This window comes from Micromonospora sp. NPDC047762 (assembly GCF_043204655.1).
In the GTDB taxonomy this organism is placed as follows: Bacteria; Actinomycetota; Actinomycetes; order Mycobacteriales; family Micromonosporaceae; genus Micromonospora.
On sequence record NZ_JBIDCQ010000006.1, the window covers coordinates 262632 to 279792 of the forward strand.

Below are 17161 nucleotides of genomic sequence, written 5' to 3' on the forward strand. Positions count from 1 at the left end.
ATGCCGCGATGGATTGCCGGGCTGACCGATACTGTATCCATGGCTGACGATCCTGAGGAGCTCGCGCAAGTCCACGCCGTGCGGATCAACGACAGCGGCGAGCTGGAGTTCTTCGACGGGCAGCGCTGGGTGCCGTACACCGATCTGCCCGACGACGAGAACGGCCCGCTGGGTGTCGTCTTCCGCGACGACAGTCGATGACCGGGGAGTCGCCGACGAGCGGCGCGGGGTTGGACGTGCTGCCGTCCCCGTTGGACTCTGTCGCGGACAGTCGGGCGGCGGCGCGGTGGATCATCTCCTCGGCCGGCGCGGTGGGCGCGCTGCTGCTCGGTGGCGGCCCGCTGATCGCCGCCGGAAAGGTCACCGACTGGGCTCACGCGGCGTGGGCGGGCGGCGGCCTGCTGGTGACGCTGCTCGGCGTGGCCTGGGCGATCTGGCGGACCAGCGAGGTGCTCGTACCGCCGATGACCACGCCGGCGACGCTCACCGGGCCGGAGCTGCGCGGCCTGCGCGAGCGGCTGGAGGCCGAGCCCTGGTACCACTTCGGCGGGTACGCGGACGACGTCGACGGTCTGCTGCGTCATCGCCGGATCGCCGCGGAGATCACCTGCCGCCTGTCGACGGCTGCCCCGCAGGAGCGGGCCGCCCTCCGGGCGGGGCTCGCCACCGCGCGCCGCAACATCGCCCGGACCGACCCGTACCTGCGCTGGCTGCTCGCCACGGCGCACGCCTGGCAGGTCAGGGAGGCGTTGCGCCGGGCCCGCCGGCAGACGTTCCTGGCCGCCGCGCTGGTGGTGGTCGGGGCAGTGGTGTTCATCGCCGCGACCGCCGGATAGCGCGCCGCCTCGTCGGGCTACGACGAGAGCGGCGCGCCGCCCAACCGTTGGTCAGTACGGATATCCGGGGACGTTGAGCCGCACGCTGTACAGCCCGGAGTCACCCCAGCGGCCCGACGTGACGAAGAGGGTCTGCCGGTCGGGGCCGCCGAACGCCACATTGGTCGTGCCGGAGTTGCCGGACCGGATCGTGCCGAGCTCGGTGCCCGCGGGGGAGTAGACGTGGACCAGGGAGTCCCCGCCCGAGGTCCAGTAAACGTTGCCGGCGCAGTCGATCGTGCCGCCGTCCGGGCCGCCGATGTAGTTCACGAAGACGCTGCGGGCCCCGATGCTGCCGTCGGGCTGGACCGCGTACTTGTAGATCTTGTTCTCCGAGTAGGCGCCCACGTACAACGCCGTCCCGTCCGGTGAGAGCGAGATGCCGTTGGGTTGGCGCAACCGGTCGTCGACCAGCGACACCTGCCCGTTGGAGACGCGGAAGACACTGGTGCGCCCGCTCATCTGGTCGGGGCGGTTGCCGCGCTGGAAGTTGGGGTCGGTGAAGTAGACGACGCCGTCGGAACGGACCGCGACGTCGTTTGGCGAGTTGAACGCCCGGCCCTGGTAGTTGGGCGCGACGGTGCTGCGGGCCCGGTCGCTCAGTCGGTACGCCGACACGCTCCGCTGGTCGTGGGTGGCCGCGACGAGCTGCTGGGCGTCGGCGCTGAGCGCCAGGCCGTTGCTGCCGGCGTTGGTGATGAACGTGTCGAAGGTGGCGGGCGCGGTGAACCGGCGGATCGTCGACGGCTGGACGTTGTACGGCCCGGTGCCGGCGGTCATGTCGGAGAACAGCAGGTAGCCGCCGTCGGCGACCCAGACCGGTCCTTCGAGGAACGTGAACCCGCCCTGGATTCGCGGGGCCGTCACGGTGCTGGCCGGCAGCGGCGGGCCGTAACTGGCCCCCGTCGGGCAGGCCCCGGGCGGTGCGCCGGGCGGACCGGCGAGCGTGGCGTGAGCGCTGACGTGCGCGGCGGCGACGGCAGCGCCGGCGGGCAGGGGGGTGGCGCTGACCGCCAGGCACAGGCCGGCCAGTGCGGCAATGGTTGGACGCCAGGTCATCGAACACTCCAATCGGCGTCGAGGGTTGCGATGGCCGGCGTGCAAGGTCGGTGGCTGGCACGGCGTGAGGGCGGGCCGTCGATGTGGGCATTCGGGAGCCTAGGTGATGAACTGGCAACTCGCAGCAATCTTTCGGCGTTGATTCCGAGCGGCACGAGGATCGCAAACACAAAGACGCTGGTCAATGCCAAAACGGTCTCCGGAAATCCTTCCGGTACAACCACAGTGGACACGTCAACGGTGACCCGGAGCGTGGGTCGGAGGCAAGGAATAGGGTGGGGACATGAGTGACCTGCTCAGTGGCGCCCGAACCTCGGTCAATCCCCTCCGCCAGCTCACCATCGAGCAGCTTCGGCAGCGGACGAGCCTCAAGTGGCGGGAGTACCCCGACGACGTGCTGCCGCTCTGGGTGGCCGAGATGGACGTGCCCCTGGCCGAGCCGGTGGCACGGGCAATCACCGACGCCGTCGCGCGCGGCGACACCGGCTACCCCGCCGGAACGGCGTACCCGCAGGCGGTGGCCGAGTTCGCCGCGCGGCGGTGGGGTTGGGACGGGCTGGCCGTGGAGCGCACCGCGCTGGTGCCCGACGTCATGCACGGCGTCGTCGAGGCGCTGCGACTGGTCACCGAGCCGGGGGACGCGGTGATCGTCAACTGCCCGGTCTACCCGCCGTTCTACGAGTCCGTGGCGCACGCCGGCCGCCGGATCGTGGAGGCGCCGCTCGGCGAGGACCTGCGGATCGACCTCGCAGCCCTGGAGGATGCGTTCCGGCGGACTCGCGCCGGTGGACGGCCGGCCGCGTACCTGCTCTGCAGCCCGCACAACCCGACCGGTGTCGTGCACAGCGCGGCCGAGTTGACCGCGGTCGCCGGACTGGCCCACCGGCACGGGGTGCGGGTGGTCGCCGACGAGATCCACGCTCCGGTGGTGGCCGGGGGAGCGCGGTTCGTGCCGTACCTCTCGGTGCAGGGCGCGGAGAACGGCCTGTCGCTGGTGTCCGCCTCCAAGGGGTGGAACCTCTCCGGCCTGCGCGGCGGGCTCCTGATCGCCGGCCCGGCCGCGGCCGCTGACCTCGCTCGCGTCCCGTTCGGGGTCAGCGTCAGCACCAGCCACCTCGGCGTGATCGCCCACACCGCTGCCTTCCGCGACGGTGGCGAGTGGCTCGACGCCCTGTTGACCGGCCTGGACGACAACCGCCGGCTCCTGGCCGCACAGCTCGCCGAGCACCTGCCGGCCGTCCGCTACCAGCCCGGTCAGGCCACCTATCTGGCCTGGCTGGACTGCCGCGCCCTGGGCCTCGGCGACGACCCGGCCGCCGTGTTCCTCGACCGTGGCCGGGTGGCGCTGAACTCCGGACTGGCGTTCGGCACCGGCGGTGTCGGGCATGTCCGACTGAACCTGGCCACCGCACCGGAACTCATCATCGAGGCGGTACACCGGATGACCAGCGCCGTCGGCTGAGACCGGCACTGGTGTCGGTCGGTGGTTCCACGGTGTGCCAGTGAACGCCGTCCAGACGTACCGACATCTCCAGCCGTCCACTCTGCGCGCCGCCGGTCTCGACCTCCGGACCAGCGGCGGCCCGGCGGCTCGCTGACCCGTCCGGGTGTGGCCGGGCCGGGTCCCCGGCCCGGCCGAGCGGTAGGGCTTCCGAGCGTTCTTCGACGGGGACGCAACCTGATGACCGTCCGGTCCCGTCGAGCATGCGGAGGAGGGAGCCTCGATGGTGGAAGCCGAGGGTGAGTTCGTGGAGTACGTCTCCGCGCGACTGCCGAGCCTGCATCGGACCGCGTTCCTGATGTGCGGCGACGCCCATCTGGCCGACGACGTGGTGCAGCAGACGGTCACGGCGCTCTACGTGAACTGGCGCCGGGTCAGCCGGGCCGACAACGTCGACGCGTACGTACACCGGATGCTGGTGCACAAGCTCGTCGATGAGAAGCGGTTGAACTGGGCGAAGGTTCGCCTGCTGGGGTCGGTGCCGGAGCCGGAGCGCTCGCCGGTGACGCCGCACGACGACCTGGCCGAGCGGGACAACCTGCTCGCCGCGCTCGCCCGCCTCCCGCGCGGCCAGCGCACCGTGCTGGTCCTGCGGTTCCTGTGCGACCTGTCGTTGACCGACACGGCCGCCGCGATGGGCTGCTCGGAAGGCAACGTGAAGTCGCAGACGGCTCGGGCGTTGGCGGCCGTCCGCCAGGTGCTCGACGTGACCGAGATGTCAGTGAGGAGTCCGAGATGACCACGGTGGACGAGCAGCGGATCGCCGAGCTGCTGCGGGCGGCGCCGGTGCCGGAGCCTCGGGTCGACCTGAGCCGGGCGGTCCGTGACGGTCGGCGGCGCCGACGGCGTCGCCGAGTCGGCGGGATCGCCGCGCTGACGGTGCTGGCCGGGGTCGGTGTCGTGGGTGCCGTCCAGGTGGGTGCGACCACCGGCCCGCCGGCTCCGACCCCACCCGCGCTCGCGGTGACGCCGGAGAACACCGGGTCGATCGCCCCGCGCCCGCCGGTCACCTGCCAGGCGTCGTGGTTGCCGCAGCCGGTCAAGGGTCCGGTCGCGGTGGCCAACAGCGTCGATCCCACCGGACGGCACATCGTCGGCGACATCGGCACCGGGCAGGAGGACGGACGGGTCGTGCTCTGGACCGACGGCCGGCCGGTCGTCCTGCCGGCGACCGCGCGGCACGCGGCCGCGGTCAACACCCGTGGCTATGTGGTGGGCACCAACGGAGACGGCACCGGCTGGCTCTACCGGGACGGGAAGCTGCGTTTCCTGGCCACGCCGCCCGGCTACGACGCGGTGCTCGTGCACGCCGTCAACGGTCGTGGCGACATCGTCGGCACCGCCCGCAGGTCCGACGACTCGCACCAGGCTGTGCTGTGGTCGACGGACCACCCCCAGAAGCACCGGCTGGTCGGCCAGCGGGGGTCGTCCGCGACCGGGATCACCGAGGACGGCACGATCGTCGGCACCGTCGACGATCGGCCCTACCGGTGGACGCCGCAGGGCGTCGGGGCGACGTTGGCGGTGCCCGACGGTCATCCGCGTGCCTCGGTCGAGTCGGCGCAGGGCGAATGGGCGATCGGCATGGTTCCCGGCGACCAACGCAGCGGCGCCGTGCAGATGCTGCCGGTGCGGTGGAACCTTGCCACCGGGGCGGTGAGCCTGTTGCCCTTCCCGGGGGCGAGCGGCATCGCCGGCAGTGGTGACGTGCTGGTCGCCGACGGTGCGCCGCTGGTCGTGGCGCCGGACGGCACCTCCCGCCGGTTGCCGGGTCGACCGGAGGTCCGGGCGACCGAGGCGGGCACGTACACGGCCGAGGGGATCAGCGGCGACGGCCTGACGGTGGTCGGGGCCGTCTACGAGAACGAGGCGTATCGGCCGCTGGTGTGGCGGTGCACACGCTGAGGGTTGAGCGGCTCAGCCTTGGGGGCGTGCCGTCCGGACCGTTTCAACCGACCGGTTCCGTGGGTACGCTCCCACCGGCTGATCACCCGATCGACGGAGACTTCCCGTGATTATGGCTCTGCTGCTCGACCTCGCCAACATCGTCGGTGGCTTCCTGCTCGCCGTGGCGGTGCTGCGGCTGCTGCCGCGGGTCGGCGACGACCTGGGCCGCCTCGCCGGTCGGGCCGCCCCGATCGCGTGGGTGGTCGGCCTCGTGGCGTTGGTGACCGGCGGTTACTACCTGATCGTCCACCTGGTGTCCGGGCCCCGGGTGTTCCACTTCGAGGTGGTGGGGATCGGTGTGGGGCTCGCCCTGCTGTGGGGCCGGTTGACCGGGCGGTCGACGCCGCGCGACGAGCGGTCGGACGCTGCCACCGGTGTCCGGCTGTTGCTCGCGATCTTCGGTCTCATCGCGATCGTCGTCGGCGTACAGGGGCTGTTCACCCCGGACGGCTGACAGCGGGGGTCACCGGGTCACGTGGTGGACGGTCGTGGCGCCCAGGTGCCCGCGGCGCTGGCGATCAGGAGTATCACCCCTGGTAGGAACGCGACACCGATGCCCAGCCCGAGCAGCAGACCCCATCCGGTGAGCACGAGCGCGGCCGCCAGGTCGGCGACGATGGTCAGCCGCCCGGTCTGCTGCGCGAGGACGGGCAGCAACGCCGCGACGACGGGGATGCCGAGCAGATAGCCGGCCGCCGCTCCCGAGTCGTTCACGGTGAAGGGAACCAGCACGGCGGCCACCAGCACAGTGATCGCCAGCGCCGACCATCTGAGCACCGAGCGGGCGTTGGCCGGCTTACGGACCAGGACCACGAGACCGACGAGCAGGACACCCACGAGTGCGCCGACGGTCGCCAGACCAGTCATAAATGCCCTCCTCGACCGGAGCGGGTGGCGTTTAATCGAGGACGGCGGATCGTCGCCCCCGCGTTTCACGATACGGCTGGTCGGCCAGCCGCACGAGATTGAGCGTCGAGCAAGGAGGTCCCGGCGTGCCTCTCCTGCGAATCCACCTCGGCACCGACCGGGGCACCGCCCGCCGGGTGCTGCAACTGCATCAGCAGGGCAAAGCCCATCACGAGTCGCGGGAGGCGGCCCGGGAACAGGTGTGGCGTCAGGGCCGCACCCCGTGCGGTGATCCGGTCTTCGTCGGCGTCACCAACGGCCGCCGCGATGTGCAGCTGCTCTACGACGTAGAGGTCTACTCCGAGGCGACCGGTTGAGCAGAGGTCAGCCGGCGTCCAGCACCTCCCGCAGACGCTCGGCGAACTCCTCCGGCTTGCCCGCGTAGCCGAACTCGCCGCCGAGGAACCCGCCGTGGTGGCTCGGGAACACCACGGCCTCCTGGCCGAGCAGCGCCGCGAGGCCCAGGGCGGTGCGAGCGGTGTACGTTCCGGCCGACTCCTCACCGACAGCGACCACGATCCGGGTGGGCGCGGCGGTGAGCACAGTCGCGTCGGGACGGTAGTCGGTGATCGCCCACGAGTTCTGCGACAGCAGCGGATCGTCGCGGCGGCCGTCGTCGTCGTCGGTCATGCCGAACATCGCCGGGTCGGGAGCGGGCTGGGCGAAGTAGGCGTCGGTGAACTCGCCCTGCCAGGACGTCATGGCGATGAACGCGGCCATCCCCGCACCCGGGCCCTTCGCCTGGTACGCCTCGTAGAAGTCGGCTCGGGCGCGCTCGGCGGCCGTGGCGTCGGGGAGCACGGCGTTGATCGGCGGTTCGTGCGCCACCAGGGTGGCGATGTCGTCGGGGTGGGTGGCGACCAGTTCGAGTGCGGTCACCGCGCCGCCGCTGCTGGCGAACACGTCGACCGGACCGACCTCGAGTGCCTGAAGGAGCGCGTGCAGGTCGGCGGCCTGCTGCTGCGGTGTGTGGTCGGAGCGACCGTCCGTGCGGACGCTGCGGCCCAGACCACGCGGGTCGTAGGTGAGGACCGTGCGGTCCGTGAAGTGCGGGGCGAGCGCGGTGAAGCCCTCGGCCGCCATCGGCTGGCCGATCATGAGCAGCGCACGATGGGCGCCGCTGGGAGGTAGCGGGCCGCGGACGTCGTAGACCAGGTCGACGCCGGGAATGGCCAGGGTGTGCGTCTGGATGTCCTGCATTCGATGAGACTACGGACGGCTGACCTGTGTCGGGGTGCCTTGCGGGCGGCGAGCCGTCGGGTTCTCTTCGGGACGGCGCTCGCGCGTCGGGTGCTACCGATCGGTGGCGCGGCGGATGGCTGCGGCCATCCGCGACGAGTCGTGGCCCGGCTCGACTCCGTCGACGAGAATCACCTCGCCGGTGAGGTGCCTCGTCCGCAGGGGCTTGATCTCCTGATAGGCGCTGGACCGGTACCAGGAGCGAGCCTGGTTCAGGTCGGGGAACTCGATGACGACCACGTCGCCGGGCCAGTCGCCCTCCAGGACGTCGACGGTGCCGCCGTGGACGATGAACCGGCCCGCGAAAGGCGCGAGGGTGGCGTCGATCCGCTCCAGGTAGGTCAGCACCTCGGCGTGGACGGGTGCCTTACGGAGGTGTGCGAGCGCGTACGCGGTCATGGTTGTCCGTCCTTCGCGTTGTGTTTTCTGAGGTGGGAGTCGATTCTTCCGGTGTCGTGGTGGGCCGTCGATTACCTCGCAGGTAATGGCTCGGCCGTCGGTGCGGAATTACTGTCGGTGAGTGACTATCTCGACCCGGCACGGGCGACCAGTGGGGGAGCTGCTGCGCGACTGGCGCCGGACTCGCGGAATGAGCCAGCTCGACCTGTCGATTGAGGCGGGAGTGTCGGCCCGGCACCTGAGCTTCGTCGAGACCGGGCGGTCCCGGCCGAGTCCCGACCTCATCCTGCGGCTGGCCGAACACCTGGAGATGCCGCTGGCCGAGCGCAACACGATGCTGCTGGCCGGCGGTTACGCGCCCGCCTTCCCGCGTCACGAACTGGGCGACCCCGAGCTGACACCGGTCCGGGCCGCCATACGGCGGATCCTCGATGGTCACAGCCCGTACCCCGCGCTGCTCGTCGACCAGCACTGGCACCTCGTCGACGCCAACCCCGCCGTCGCCCTGTTCACCATGGACGCGCAGCCCCACCTGCTCACTCCACCGATCAACGTGCTGCGCCTCAGCCTGCACCCCGACGGTCTGGCACCGCGCATCGTCAACCTGCCCGAGTGGCGCGCCCACCTGCTGAAACGGCTGCACCAGCAGGCGACGACAACCAACGACCCGATCCTGTACGACCTGCACGAGGAGCTTCGCGGCTATCCCGGTGGCGACGTCGAGACGACACCGCCAGGCGATGCCCTCTCACGTGTTCTCGTCCCGCTGCGCTACCGGCACGGTGACCAGGAGTTGTCCTTCGTCAGCACCACGACCCTCTTCGGTACGCCGCGGGAGGTCACAGTCGCCGGGTTGGCCGTCGAGGCATTCTTTCCCGCTGACTCGGCGACCACGCAGACCCTCCGGATCCGTGCCGATCATGACTCGGCTGCCCGTCCCCCTGGGGGAGCGGGTGGCGGCTGACGGAGCGCGTCGTCGATGATGCCGGGCATCCGCCGGGCCACTCCGGCGAGGAGATCCGCTACCTGCACGCGCGGATCGTCGCGGGAGTCGACCATCACCAGCCCCGCCAGGGGCGACACCCCGTTCGGCAACCCCCCGGCCCGGTCGGTGCCGGAGGCCGACGCGTAGGCGTCGGCCAACACCCGCTGGAGGCGGGTCAGGCGGTCGGCCGTCAGGGCGCTCTGCTCGTCGTGGGTCACCAGCACCTGCCGCTGGCCGCCGCTCCAGGACAGGACCGTCTCCGCCAGCGCCGGAAGCAGCGGTTCCAGCGGGGGAGGGACCGTGCGGTCGTCGACGTCGAGCCTAGCCACCACGGCCCGTACGTGGTTCGGGCTGAGCCCGTCGAGGACGGCGTCGGCCACCGTGCCGAGGCCGTGTCGCCGCAGCGCGTCCCGGGCCTGGAAGAACCGCTGCACGGTCTGGTCGACCGGAAGTCGCCGCTTCATCCGGACCAGATCGACGAACGCCGACAGGAAGGTGCCCCAGTCGCCTCCGGTCGCGCGTCCGGCCTCGTGCAGGGCGAGAGCCGCCGGATGGTGCTCGCGGGCCAGGTGGGTGCCCGCCGCGTACGACGGCTCGGTCAGCAGGAAGTCCACGATCCGGGTGACGAGGAAGAACTCCTTGTCGATGAGGTGGACGTGCGCGCGGCCGGCCAGCGCCGCCAGGAACCACTCCAGTGCCTCCCGCGCACCCGAACCGCGCAGGAACCGACCGGACTTGAGCTCGTGCGGCGCGAACCGGAACCCGGACCGCAGGGCGGTGATGAGCGCGACCGCCTCGTCGACGGCCAGGTCGACGCTCGCGTGCGTGATCACCGGGGCGGTCGAGTGCAGCAGGTTCGTACCCGAGAATCCCGACTCGTCGCAGGCGATCTCCACGACGGCTCCGACCACCACCGCGCTGCCGGGCGGTAGTCCGCCTTGAAGAGGCGATCTCACCCCCGAGCTCCCGCCATGCCGCCCATGGTCACCCGTGCGCCGGCAGAGAACAACCCGATTGGGTACGGGAGCCGCAGTCCGCGATCCGTGCTCCCGGACCCACCGGGGTTGCACTGCCGCTTCGGGGCGCACGTCGGACCTTGTGCCACGGCTGGCTCGACTGCCCGCCTGCGTACATCCGATGTATGTCCATCGGGGTGAGTGCTCGTCGGCGTGATTCTGGCGGATCGCGGCGCGGTGCCGAGTCTGCGCGACGCTCTCCGTCCACCCGTGCGTCTTGCTGACCGGCCAGATGGTCACCGTGTCCATCAATCGATCGACCGTTGCCTATTCTGTGCCCCCGGAGTAACCTTCCCGAAACACATCAGATGTCTGGCGCGCCAAGGCCCGGCGTCGGCCTGCTCAGGCAGGGTCCCGGTTGGCCCCACCAAGCGGATCCCCATGTCGAGTCCCATAGTTGTCACGCTTCGGGGTGGCCGGACTGGCCACCGTTTGGAGGATCGATGTCAGACCTGACCCGACGGCAGGCCCTCAAGGTCGGCGCAGCCGGCGCGGGCGGTGCTCTCCTGCCGGTGCCCTGGACCGCGGTGGCCAAGGCCGACTCGGCGGCCCCGCCGCAGGTGTTGGCCGCCGGGGACCTCGCCCTCTGGTATGACGAAGGGGCCGGCACCGACTGGCTGCGGGCGCTTCCGATCGGCAACGGCCGGCTCGGCGCGATGGTCTTCGGCAACGTCGACACCGAGCGGCTTCAGCTCAACGAGGACACCGTCTGGGCCGGTGGGCCGCACGATCCCAGCAACACCCGAGGCGCGGCGGCGCTGCCGGAGATCCGGCGGCTGGTCAACGCGAACCAGTGGACCCAGGCCCAGGATCTGATCAACCAGACCATGATGGGCAACCCCGGTGGTCAGCTCGCCTACCAGACCGTCGGCAACCTCCGGCTCGCGTTCGGTTCCGCCAGCGGAGCGTCACAGTACGACCGGACGCTCGACCTCACCACCGCCACCGTGACGACGTCGTACGTGCTCAACGGCGTTCGCCACCAACGGGAGGTGTTCGCGAGCGCGCCGGATCAGGTCATCGCCATGCGACTGACCGCCGACCGGACCGGCTCGATCAGCTTCACCGCCACCTTCGACAGCCCGCAGCGGACGTCGGTGTCCAGCCCCGACGGCACCACCATCGGCCTCGACGGCGTCTCCGGAAACATGGAGGGCGTCACCGGCCAGGTCCGTTTCCTCGCCCTCGCCAACGCGACGATCAGCGGCGGCAGTGTGTCCAGTTCCGGCGGCACCCTGCGGGTGACGAACGCCAACAGCGTGGTCCTGCTGATCTCCATCGGCTCCAGCTACGTCAACTACCGTAACGTCGGCGGCGACTACCAGGGCATCGCCCGGCAGCGGCTCACCAGCGCGCGGGCCAGCAGCTACGACCAGTTGCGCAGCCGGCACGTGGCCGACTACCAGGCGCTGTTCAACCGGGTCAGCCTGGATCTGGGCCGCACGTCGGCGGCCGACCAGACGACGGACGTCCGGATCGCCCAGCACAACAGCGTCAACGACCCGCAGTTCTCGGCGCTGCTGTTCCAGTTCGGCAGGTACCTGCTGATCTCGTCCTCGCGGCCCGGCACCCAACCGGCAAACCTGCAGGGCATCTGGAACGACTCGCTGACCCCATCCTGGGACTCGAAGTACACGATCAACGCCAACCTGCCGATGAACTACTGGCCGGCCAACACCACGAACCTGGCCGAGTGCCACAAGCCGGTCTTCGACATGGTCAGAGATCTCGCCGTCGCCGGAGCACGGACCGCCCAGGTGCAGTACGGGGCCGGCGGCTGGGTCACCCACCACAACACGGACGCGTGGCGGGCCACCGCGGTGGTGGACGGCGCGTTCTGGGGCATGTGGCAGACCGGCGGCGCCTGGCTGTCCACGTTGATCTGGGACCACTACCTGTTCAACGGCGACATCGAGTTCCTGCGGACGAACTACCCGGCCATGAAGGGCGCCGCGCAGTTCTTCCTCAACACCCTGGTGACCGAGCCGACCCTCGGTTACCTGGTCACGAACCCGTCGAACTCACCAGAGCTGAGTCACCACTCGAACGCCAGCGTCTGCGCCGGCCCCACCATGGACAACCAGATCCTGCGGGACCTGTTCGACGGCGTCGCCCGGGCGAGCGAGATCCTCGACGTGGACAGCACCTTCCGGGCCCAGGTGCGTGCCACCCGGGACCGGCTCCCCCCGATGAAGGTCGGCTCGCGCGGCAACATCATGGAGTGGCTCTACGACTGGGTGGAGACCGAGCCCAACCACCGGCACATCTCGCACCTGTACGGGCTGGCCCCCAGCAACCAGATCACCAAGCGCGGCACGCCACAGCTGTTCGAGGCGGCCCGGCGGACCCTGGCGCTGCGCGGCGACGACGGCACTGGCTGGTCGCTGGCCTGGAAAATCAACTTCTGGGCGCGGATGGAGGAGGGCAAGCGGGCCCACGACCTGATCCGCTACCTCGCCACCACCGCGCGACTCGCGCCCAACATGTTCGACCTGCACCCGCCGTTCCAGATCGACGGCAACTTCGGCGCCACCGCCGGCATCGCCGAGATGCTGTTGCAGAGCCACACCGGCGAGCTGCACGTCCTGCCCGCGCTGCCGCCGGCCTGGCCGAGCGGGCGGGTGACCGGTCTACGCGGTCGGGGCGGGCACACGGTCGGCATCACCTGGGCGAGCGGCCTGGCCACCGAGATCCTCGTCCGCCCGGACCGGGCCGGCACCGTCCGCCTGCGCTCCCGGATCCTGACCGGCACCGTCACCGTGGTCGACACCGCCGACGGTACGGCCGCCCGGACCACCCGGATCGAGTCCGACCTGATCGAGGTCACCGTGCAGGCCGGGCGCACCTACCGGGTCACCAGTTCCGGGGCCGCCACGCCGACGCTGGAGCAGAGCTTCAGCAACGTCGGCATCACCAGCGACAGCAACACCAACGTCGGGAACTTCGACGGCGGTGGGGCCTCGCTCTCCGCGCAGGCCCTCGCGCAGGCCGGTGCGAGCCCGGGTGGCACGGTGAGCCGCAACGGGGTCAACTTCCGCTGGCCCAACGTCAGCTCCGGGGCCGCCGACAACGCCATCGCCTCGGGCCAGACCATCGGCGTGACCGGCACCGGCAGCACGCTCGGCTTCCTGCTGACCGGCACCTACGGAGCGGTGTCGGGGACCGGCACTGTGGTCTACGCCGACGGCACCCGCCAGACGTTCACGTTGAGCTCGCCGGACTGGTACGGCGGGCCGCACTCCGGGGGCACCGCGGCCATCGTGTCCGCGTACCAGAACCGGCCCAACAACGTCCGTCAGAACACCGCCGCGTGTGTCTACTACGTCGGCGTGGCGTTGCAGAGCAAGGCGGTGGCCTCGGTCGTGTTGCCGAACATCAGCGCCCGTCCCGCGACGAACGTGCCGACCATGCACATCTTCGCCATCGCGATCGGGGGCTGACGGCAACGAATCCAGCTCGGGGGAGCACGACCGGGCCCGTCCCACCTGGGGCGGGCCCGGTCGCGGTCGGCGGTCGGCGGTCGGCGCTGACCGTCGGTCACCGCCTCGTCTAGCGGATGCGCTCCCCGCGGCTCTCGATCCGGAAGTAGTCGAAGGCGACGTCGAGGTCTGTGGAGGTGCCGGCCCGGTTGAAGGCCGACAGCCCGGCCTTCGTCACGTCGGCGTTCAGCGTCTGGGTGCCGATGTAGCGGTAGACGCTTCCGTCGGTGGAGTAGTAGGCGCGGTAGCTGGCCCCGACCTTGGTCAGTCGCAGCCAGACGGCGCCGTCGGCCCCGACGATGCGCTGGGCGTCGGCTCCGGTGATCTCCAGGGTGGACGCCGTGCCGTTCTGTTCTCGCAGGAAGACGATCCGGGTCTTGTTGACGGCGGCTGTCGCGTTCCCCATCTCCCAGGCGAGCTTCACGTAGTTGTTGTCGTCGGCGTACCCGAGAACACCGCCCTGCTCGTTGTTGGCGGCGAGTGGGCGGGAGAACACGACCCTGGATTCGGCCGTCCAGTCACCGTCGACGTCCTGGAGGGCCAGGTTCCTCGCGGTGTTCACAGTGCCCTGGAGGTCGCCCTGTTGCGCGGTGATGACCAGGGACCCGTCGGCCACACGCCGGCTGCTCTCGTCCGGGCGGACCCACTGCCACTGCGGGCCGAGCTGGGCCGAGTCGAACTCGTCGCTGCCGGTGATCGTGGTGTTCAGGTCCACCGTGTAGACCGACGAGGCTCCGCCGTTGGTGACGGTGACGCGGGCCTGCCCGGTGGGGCTGGTCGCCTGCTCGACCGCGACCGTGGCGGCGGGGTCGGCGGCGCTGGCGGTGACAGTTGGCGCGGTGGTGGTGCCGGCCGGCGTGAGGGCGTTGTAGCGCAGCACCGTCGGCGCGAAGGACGCCAGACGCCTGCCGTCGACGCGCAGGGCCTTCAGCGTCGTGTCGGGCACCAGGTTGAAGACGTAGTTCTTCACCAGGGGGCCGAAGAAGCTCTCCGTCGTGACCTTGACGACCGCCTGACCGGGTACGCCGGCCGCCTGGGAGATGACCTCGTAGCGGGCCTTCCGGTCGGCCGTCCGCACCTTCGTGATGGTCGGCGACGCCCCGGCCGGCAGCGGGATGGTGTACGAGGTGTCCGACAGGTTGAAGCCGCCGAACCTCTTTCCGTTGACGACGATCGTCGCCGACAGTGGCGCGTCGTCGACCGGGATGTCCCGTCCGCTGAACTCCTTCCAGTAGTTCACCGAGGTGTCCCGCCAGTCGGCCGCGTCCGCCTCGTGGACCGCCAGCTTGGCGCGTACCTCGGCGAACCGGCGTGCGTCGATGTCGGGTTGCAGCGCGTCCCAGGTCTCCCGCATCCAGGTCACGTACTGCACGCCCATCTGATAGCGGTAGACCAACTCGTCCCAGAACGTCCGGCCGCTGTTCATCCGATGGCCCCACGGCACGTGGTGGAACCACATCAGCAGGCTCTCCGGGACCGAGTTGATGTTCCCGTAGCGCTGCTGCAACCGGGGGAAGTACTGGGCGGCCAGGTTACTGCCGGTGGGGGAGCGGTCGAAGCCCAGACCGACGCTGTCGGCCTTGTTGTAGTAGATCGGGCTCCAGTCGTCGCGGCCCGCCCAGTCGGCGGGGTCGGGGCGGTAGTGGGCGCCCTCGGCGAACTGGTGGCCGATGCCCAGCGGCGTCTGGTAGCTGACCAGCGACTCCCACGAGCCCATCATCATCCGATGGATGGTGTCGACGACGCGCCGGTCGTTGCTCCAGGTCATCCGCGTCCAGTCGGTCGCGATGTCCGCCGAGTCGAGCGTCCAGTTCCACGCCTGACGTCCGAAGGCGAAGAGGTTCGCCTGGGCGAAGTGGTGCCCGGTCAGGTTGTCCGCGTTGCCGAGGTTGGCGACACCCACGATGGCGGTGTCCGGGTGGTGCTGGGCGGTCCCGTCGACGATGTTGCCGACCAGGCGCTTCTTGAGCAGTTTCCCGTTCGCGTCGGTCGCGTACGTGTCGGTCTTGAGGATCTCCTCGTACATCGGGCCGAGGTAGGCCAGCATCCAGTTCTGGCCGGTGTACTCCTGCGTGATCTGGAGTTCGAGGGCCTGGTTGGTGTTCTCCATCCGACCGAACATCGGGTGGACGGGCTCCCGGGCCTGGAAGTCCAGTGGCCCGTTCTTGGTCTGGAGGAACACGTTGTCGGCGAAGCGTCCCCGGCTGCCGGCCGGCTGGACCTCGTCGTCGATCGGCCCGAACTCCAGGTAGGCCCGCTTGAGCCGGTCGTTGTCGACCTCGGCGTTGTAGACGAACGTCCGCCAGTGCACTGTCATGCCGAGCGGCGCGACCGCGGCGGCGATGGCGTTGGCGCCGTCACCGTGGTCGTACCCGAAGTCCTGTGGCCCCGGCTGGCCCTCGGAGTTGGCCTTGACGGTGAGGCCCATGAAGTCCGGGATCGCGGCCTGGATCTGCTGGGCCCGACGGTGCCACCAGCCCCGGAAGTCCGCTCCGTACGGGTCGAGTTGACTGTTGGTCAGGGTGTCCGGCGCGAACCGGCTGTCGGTCGGTGCGGTGTAGCGGATCGACAGGCCCAACCTGATGCCGTACGGACGCAGCGCGTCGGCGAGGGCCGCCTCCTGCGCGATGCGGGTGCTCGTCAGGTACGCGTTGTCGGCGTTGACGTTGTTGATGGTGATGCCGTTGATGCCCAGGGACGCCAACGCGCGGGCCATGACGAGGTAGCGGTCGAGAATGACGGGCAGGTTGCGGCCCGCGCTGGCACCGGTCGCGGCGAAGTTGAAGATCGCCCCGCTCTCCCCGTTCAGCCCGCCCAGCCCGGAGGCGTTGTTGCCCGCGTAGAGACGCTCGGTCTCCCAGTTGTTCAGCAACCGATGCTTGATCTTCGGTGACTCCGCGACGCGGAGGTGGTCGATGGGTTTCCGGGTCTGTAGCAGCCGGAGGAAGGCGAAGGTGCCGTACAGCGCACCGAGGTCGGTGTTGCCGGCGATGACGGTGAAGCGTGTGCCGCCCCTCGACACCGACCGGACGAGGTAGCCCTCGTCGCCCACCTTCGCCAGGTCGCCGGTCGCGATGGTGCGGCCCACCAGCGGCGAACTCGTGGGCGTGCCCACCACGACCGCGCCGTCCGGGACCGTGCCACCGGCGACCGTCGCGACGGGCGTCGGCTGACCGAGCAGCCCGCCCAGACCGCGGACCAGTTCGTCCCGGGCGGCGCCCAGCGTGGTCTCGGCGAGCTTCTCGCTCGAATCGGGGGCCATGGCGAGGTCGGTGGTGTGCCGGTGGACCTTCGTGGCGTCGGCGTTCTCGACCACGATCGCCGTGGCCGCGCGGAGGTAGTCACCGCGCAGCTTCGCATCGTCGACCGGTACGTATCGCAGCCACAGGTCGGAGCCGTTGTAGTCGTCCGGCGACGGGGCCGCGGCGACGGGCATGGTGGTGGCGACCGTGAGGGTGGCCGCGACGGTGGCCAGTGCCGTGCCCAGCACGATGAGGGTCCGTCGTAGCCTGGGCGTCGAGCCTCGGATCATCGCCGTCTCCTCGTTCGTCCACTCGTCGCCGTGCGCCCGGCGCGGGAGCACGACGACGTCGACAGATGGGTGCGCGTCGATGTTGCTCGGTGGGGCCGTGCCTCGGCAACGAGTTGTCGTTTCTTGCCGCGGCCCGTGCGGCCCCAATCTCCCCGACACGTTCCGCGAGAGCGGCCCTCGACATGGTGGAACATGGCTGCGGAATCTCGGTGCTGTCCGGAAT

General features: G+C 70.4%; 15 protein-coding genes. 9 read left to right on the forward strand and 6 right to left on the reverse strand.

The window, feature by feature from the left end; translation table 11 throughout:
- Nucleotides 1-39: 39 nt before the first annotated feature.
- Both ACGF3C_RS20475 and ACGF3C_RS20480 read left to right on the forward strand, forming a co-directional pair.
- Entirely contained in the window at nucleotides 40-201 is a 162-nt protein-coding gene (locus tag ACGF3C_RS20475) for a hypothetical protein (RefSeq protein ID WP_357223620.1), read from the forward strand.
- Complete coding sequence (locus ACGF3C_RS20480; protein ID WP_357223617.1) at nucleotides 198-836, forward strand: hypothetical protein; 639 nt, start codon at nucleotides 198-200, stop codon at nucleotides 834-836. The genes ACGF3C_RS20475 and ACGF3C_RS20480 overlap by 4 nt, the downstream gene beginning before the upstream one ends.
- A gap of 51 nt (nucleotides 837-887) precedes the next feature.
- Here the strand turns inward: ACGF3C_RS20480 and ACGF3C_RS20485 are convergent, their stop codons facing one another.
- Entirely contained in the window at nucleotides 888-1934 is a 1047-nt protein-coding gene (locus ACGF3C_RS20485) for an SMP-30/gluconolactonase/LRE family protein (RefSeq protein WP_393224180.1), read from the reverse strand.
- Between the two features lie 283 nt (nucleotides 1935-2217).
- Here ACGF3C_RS20485 and ACGF3C_RS20490 point away from each other — a divergent pair, with 283 nt between their 5' ends.
- The 4 genes from ACGF3C_RS20490 to ACGF3C_RS20505 all read left to right on the forward strand — a co-directional run bounded on the left by ACGF3C_RS20490 (nucleotide 2218) and on the right by ACGF3C_RS20505 (nucleotide 5836).
- Nucleotides 2218-3396, forward strand: a complete 1179-nt coding sequence (locus ACGF3C_RS20490; RefSeq protein ID WP_357223611.1) for a MalY/PatB family protein — start codon at nucleotides 2218-2220, stop codon at nucleotides 3394-3396.
- Between the two features lie 262 nt (nucleotides 3397-3658).
- Entirely contained in the window at nucleotides 3659-4174 is a 516-nt protein-coding gene (locus ACGF3C_RS20495) for a SigE family RNA polymerase sigma factor (RefSeq protein ID WP_357204076.1), read from the forward strand.
- Nucleotides 4171-5340: a hypothetical protein gene (locus tag ACGF3C_RS20500; RefSeq protein ID WP_357223608.1), complete on the forward strand. Its 1170-nt coding sequence runs from the start codon at nucleotides 4171-4173 to the stop codon at nucleotides 5338-5340. Before ACGF3C_RS20495 ends, ACGF3C_RS20500 begins: the two co-directional genes overlap by 4 nt.
- A gap of 112 nt (nucleotides 5341-5452) precedes the next feature.
- Nucleotides 5453-5836 (forward strand): hypothetical protein, encoded by a 384-nt coding sequence (locus tag ACGF3C_RS20505; protein WP_357223634.1) that lies wholly within the window; start codon nucleotides 5453-5455, stop codon nucleotides 5834-5836.
- A 17-nt stretch (nucleotides 5837-5853) separates the two neighbouring features.
- On the opposite strand, the gene ACGF3C_RS20510 is transcribed toward ACGF3C_RS20505, so the two are convergent.
- On the reverse strand, nucleotides 5854-6249 hold the full coding sequence (locus tag ACGF3C_RS20510; RefSeq protein WP_393224184.1) for a hypothetical protein: 396 nt from the start codon (nucleotides 6247-6249) through the stop codon (nucleotides 5854-5856).
- Between the two features lie 125 nt (nucleotides 6250-6374).
- Between ACGF3C_RS20510 and ACGF3C_RS20515 the strand changes: the two genes are divergently transcribed.
- Entirely contained in the window at nucleotides 6375-6605 is a 231-nt protein-coding gene (locus ACGF3C_RS20515) for a hypothetical protein (protein ID WP_355008566.1), read from the forward strand.
- 7 nt (nucleotides 6606-6612) lie between these two features.
- Here ACGF3C_RS20515 and ACGF3C_RS20520 read toward each other — a convergent pair whose 3' ends face one another.
- Complete coding sequence (locus ACGF3C_RS20520; RefSeq protein WP_393224187.1) at nucleotides 6613-7488, reverse strand: alpha/beta fold hydrolase; 876 nt, start codon at nucleotides 7486-7488, stop codon at nucleotides 6613-6615.
- A gap of 93 nt (nucleotides 7489-7581) precedes the next feature.
- Nucleotides 7582-7926 (reverse strand): DUF1330 domain-containing protein, encoded by a 345-nt coding sequence (locus ACGF3C_RS20525; protein WP_357223597.1) that lies wholly within the window; start codon nucleotides 7924-7926, stop codon nucleotides 7582-7584.
- A gap of 121 nt (nucleotides 7927-8047) precedes the next feature.
- Between ACGF3C_RS20525 and ACGF3C_RS20530 the strand changes: the two genes are divergently transcribed.
- On the forward strand, nucleotides 8048-8890 hold the full coding sequence (locus ACGF3C_RS20530; RefSeq protein WP_393224191.1) for a helix-turn-helix domain-containing protein: 843 nt from the start codon (nucleotides 8048-8050) through the stop codon (nucleotides 8888-8890).
- Here the strand turns inward: ACGF3C_RS20530 and ACGF3C_RS20535 are convergent.
- Nucleotides 8845-9867 carry a hypothetical protein gene (locus tag ACGF3C_RS20535; RefSeq protein WP_393224194.1) on the reverse strand — a complete coding sequence of 341 codons (1023 nt, stop codon included), beginning with the start codon at nucleotides 9865-9867 and terminating at the stop codon, nucleotides 8845-8847. The two genes, ACGF3C_RS20530 and ACGF3C_RS20535, sit on opposite strands and share 46 nt — an antisense overlap.
- Nucleotides 9868-10370: 503 nt before the next feature.
- On the opposite strand from ACGF3C_RS20535, the gene ACGF3C_RS20540 reads away from it, so the two are divergent.
- On the forward strand, nucleotides 10371-13367 hold the full coding sequence (locus tag ACGF3C_RS20540; protein WP_393224196.1) for a glycoside hydrolase N-terminal domain-containing protein: 2997 nt from the start codon (nucleotides 10371-10373) through the stop codon (nucleotides 13365-13367).
- Nucleotides 13368-13476: 109 nt separating this feature from the next.
- Here the strand turns inward: ACGF3C_RS20540 and ACGF3C_RS20545 are convergent, their stop codons facing one another.
- Nucleotides 13477-16938, reverse strand: coding sequence for an alpha-glucuronidase family glycosyl hydrolase (locus ACGF3C_RS20545; protein WP_393224199.1), 3462 nt, complete (start codon nucleotides 16936-16938; stop codon nucleotides 13477-13479).
- Nucleotides 16939-17161: the final 223 nt, after the last annotated feature.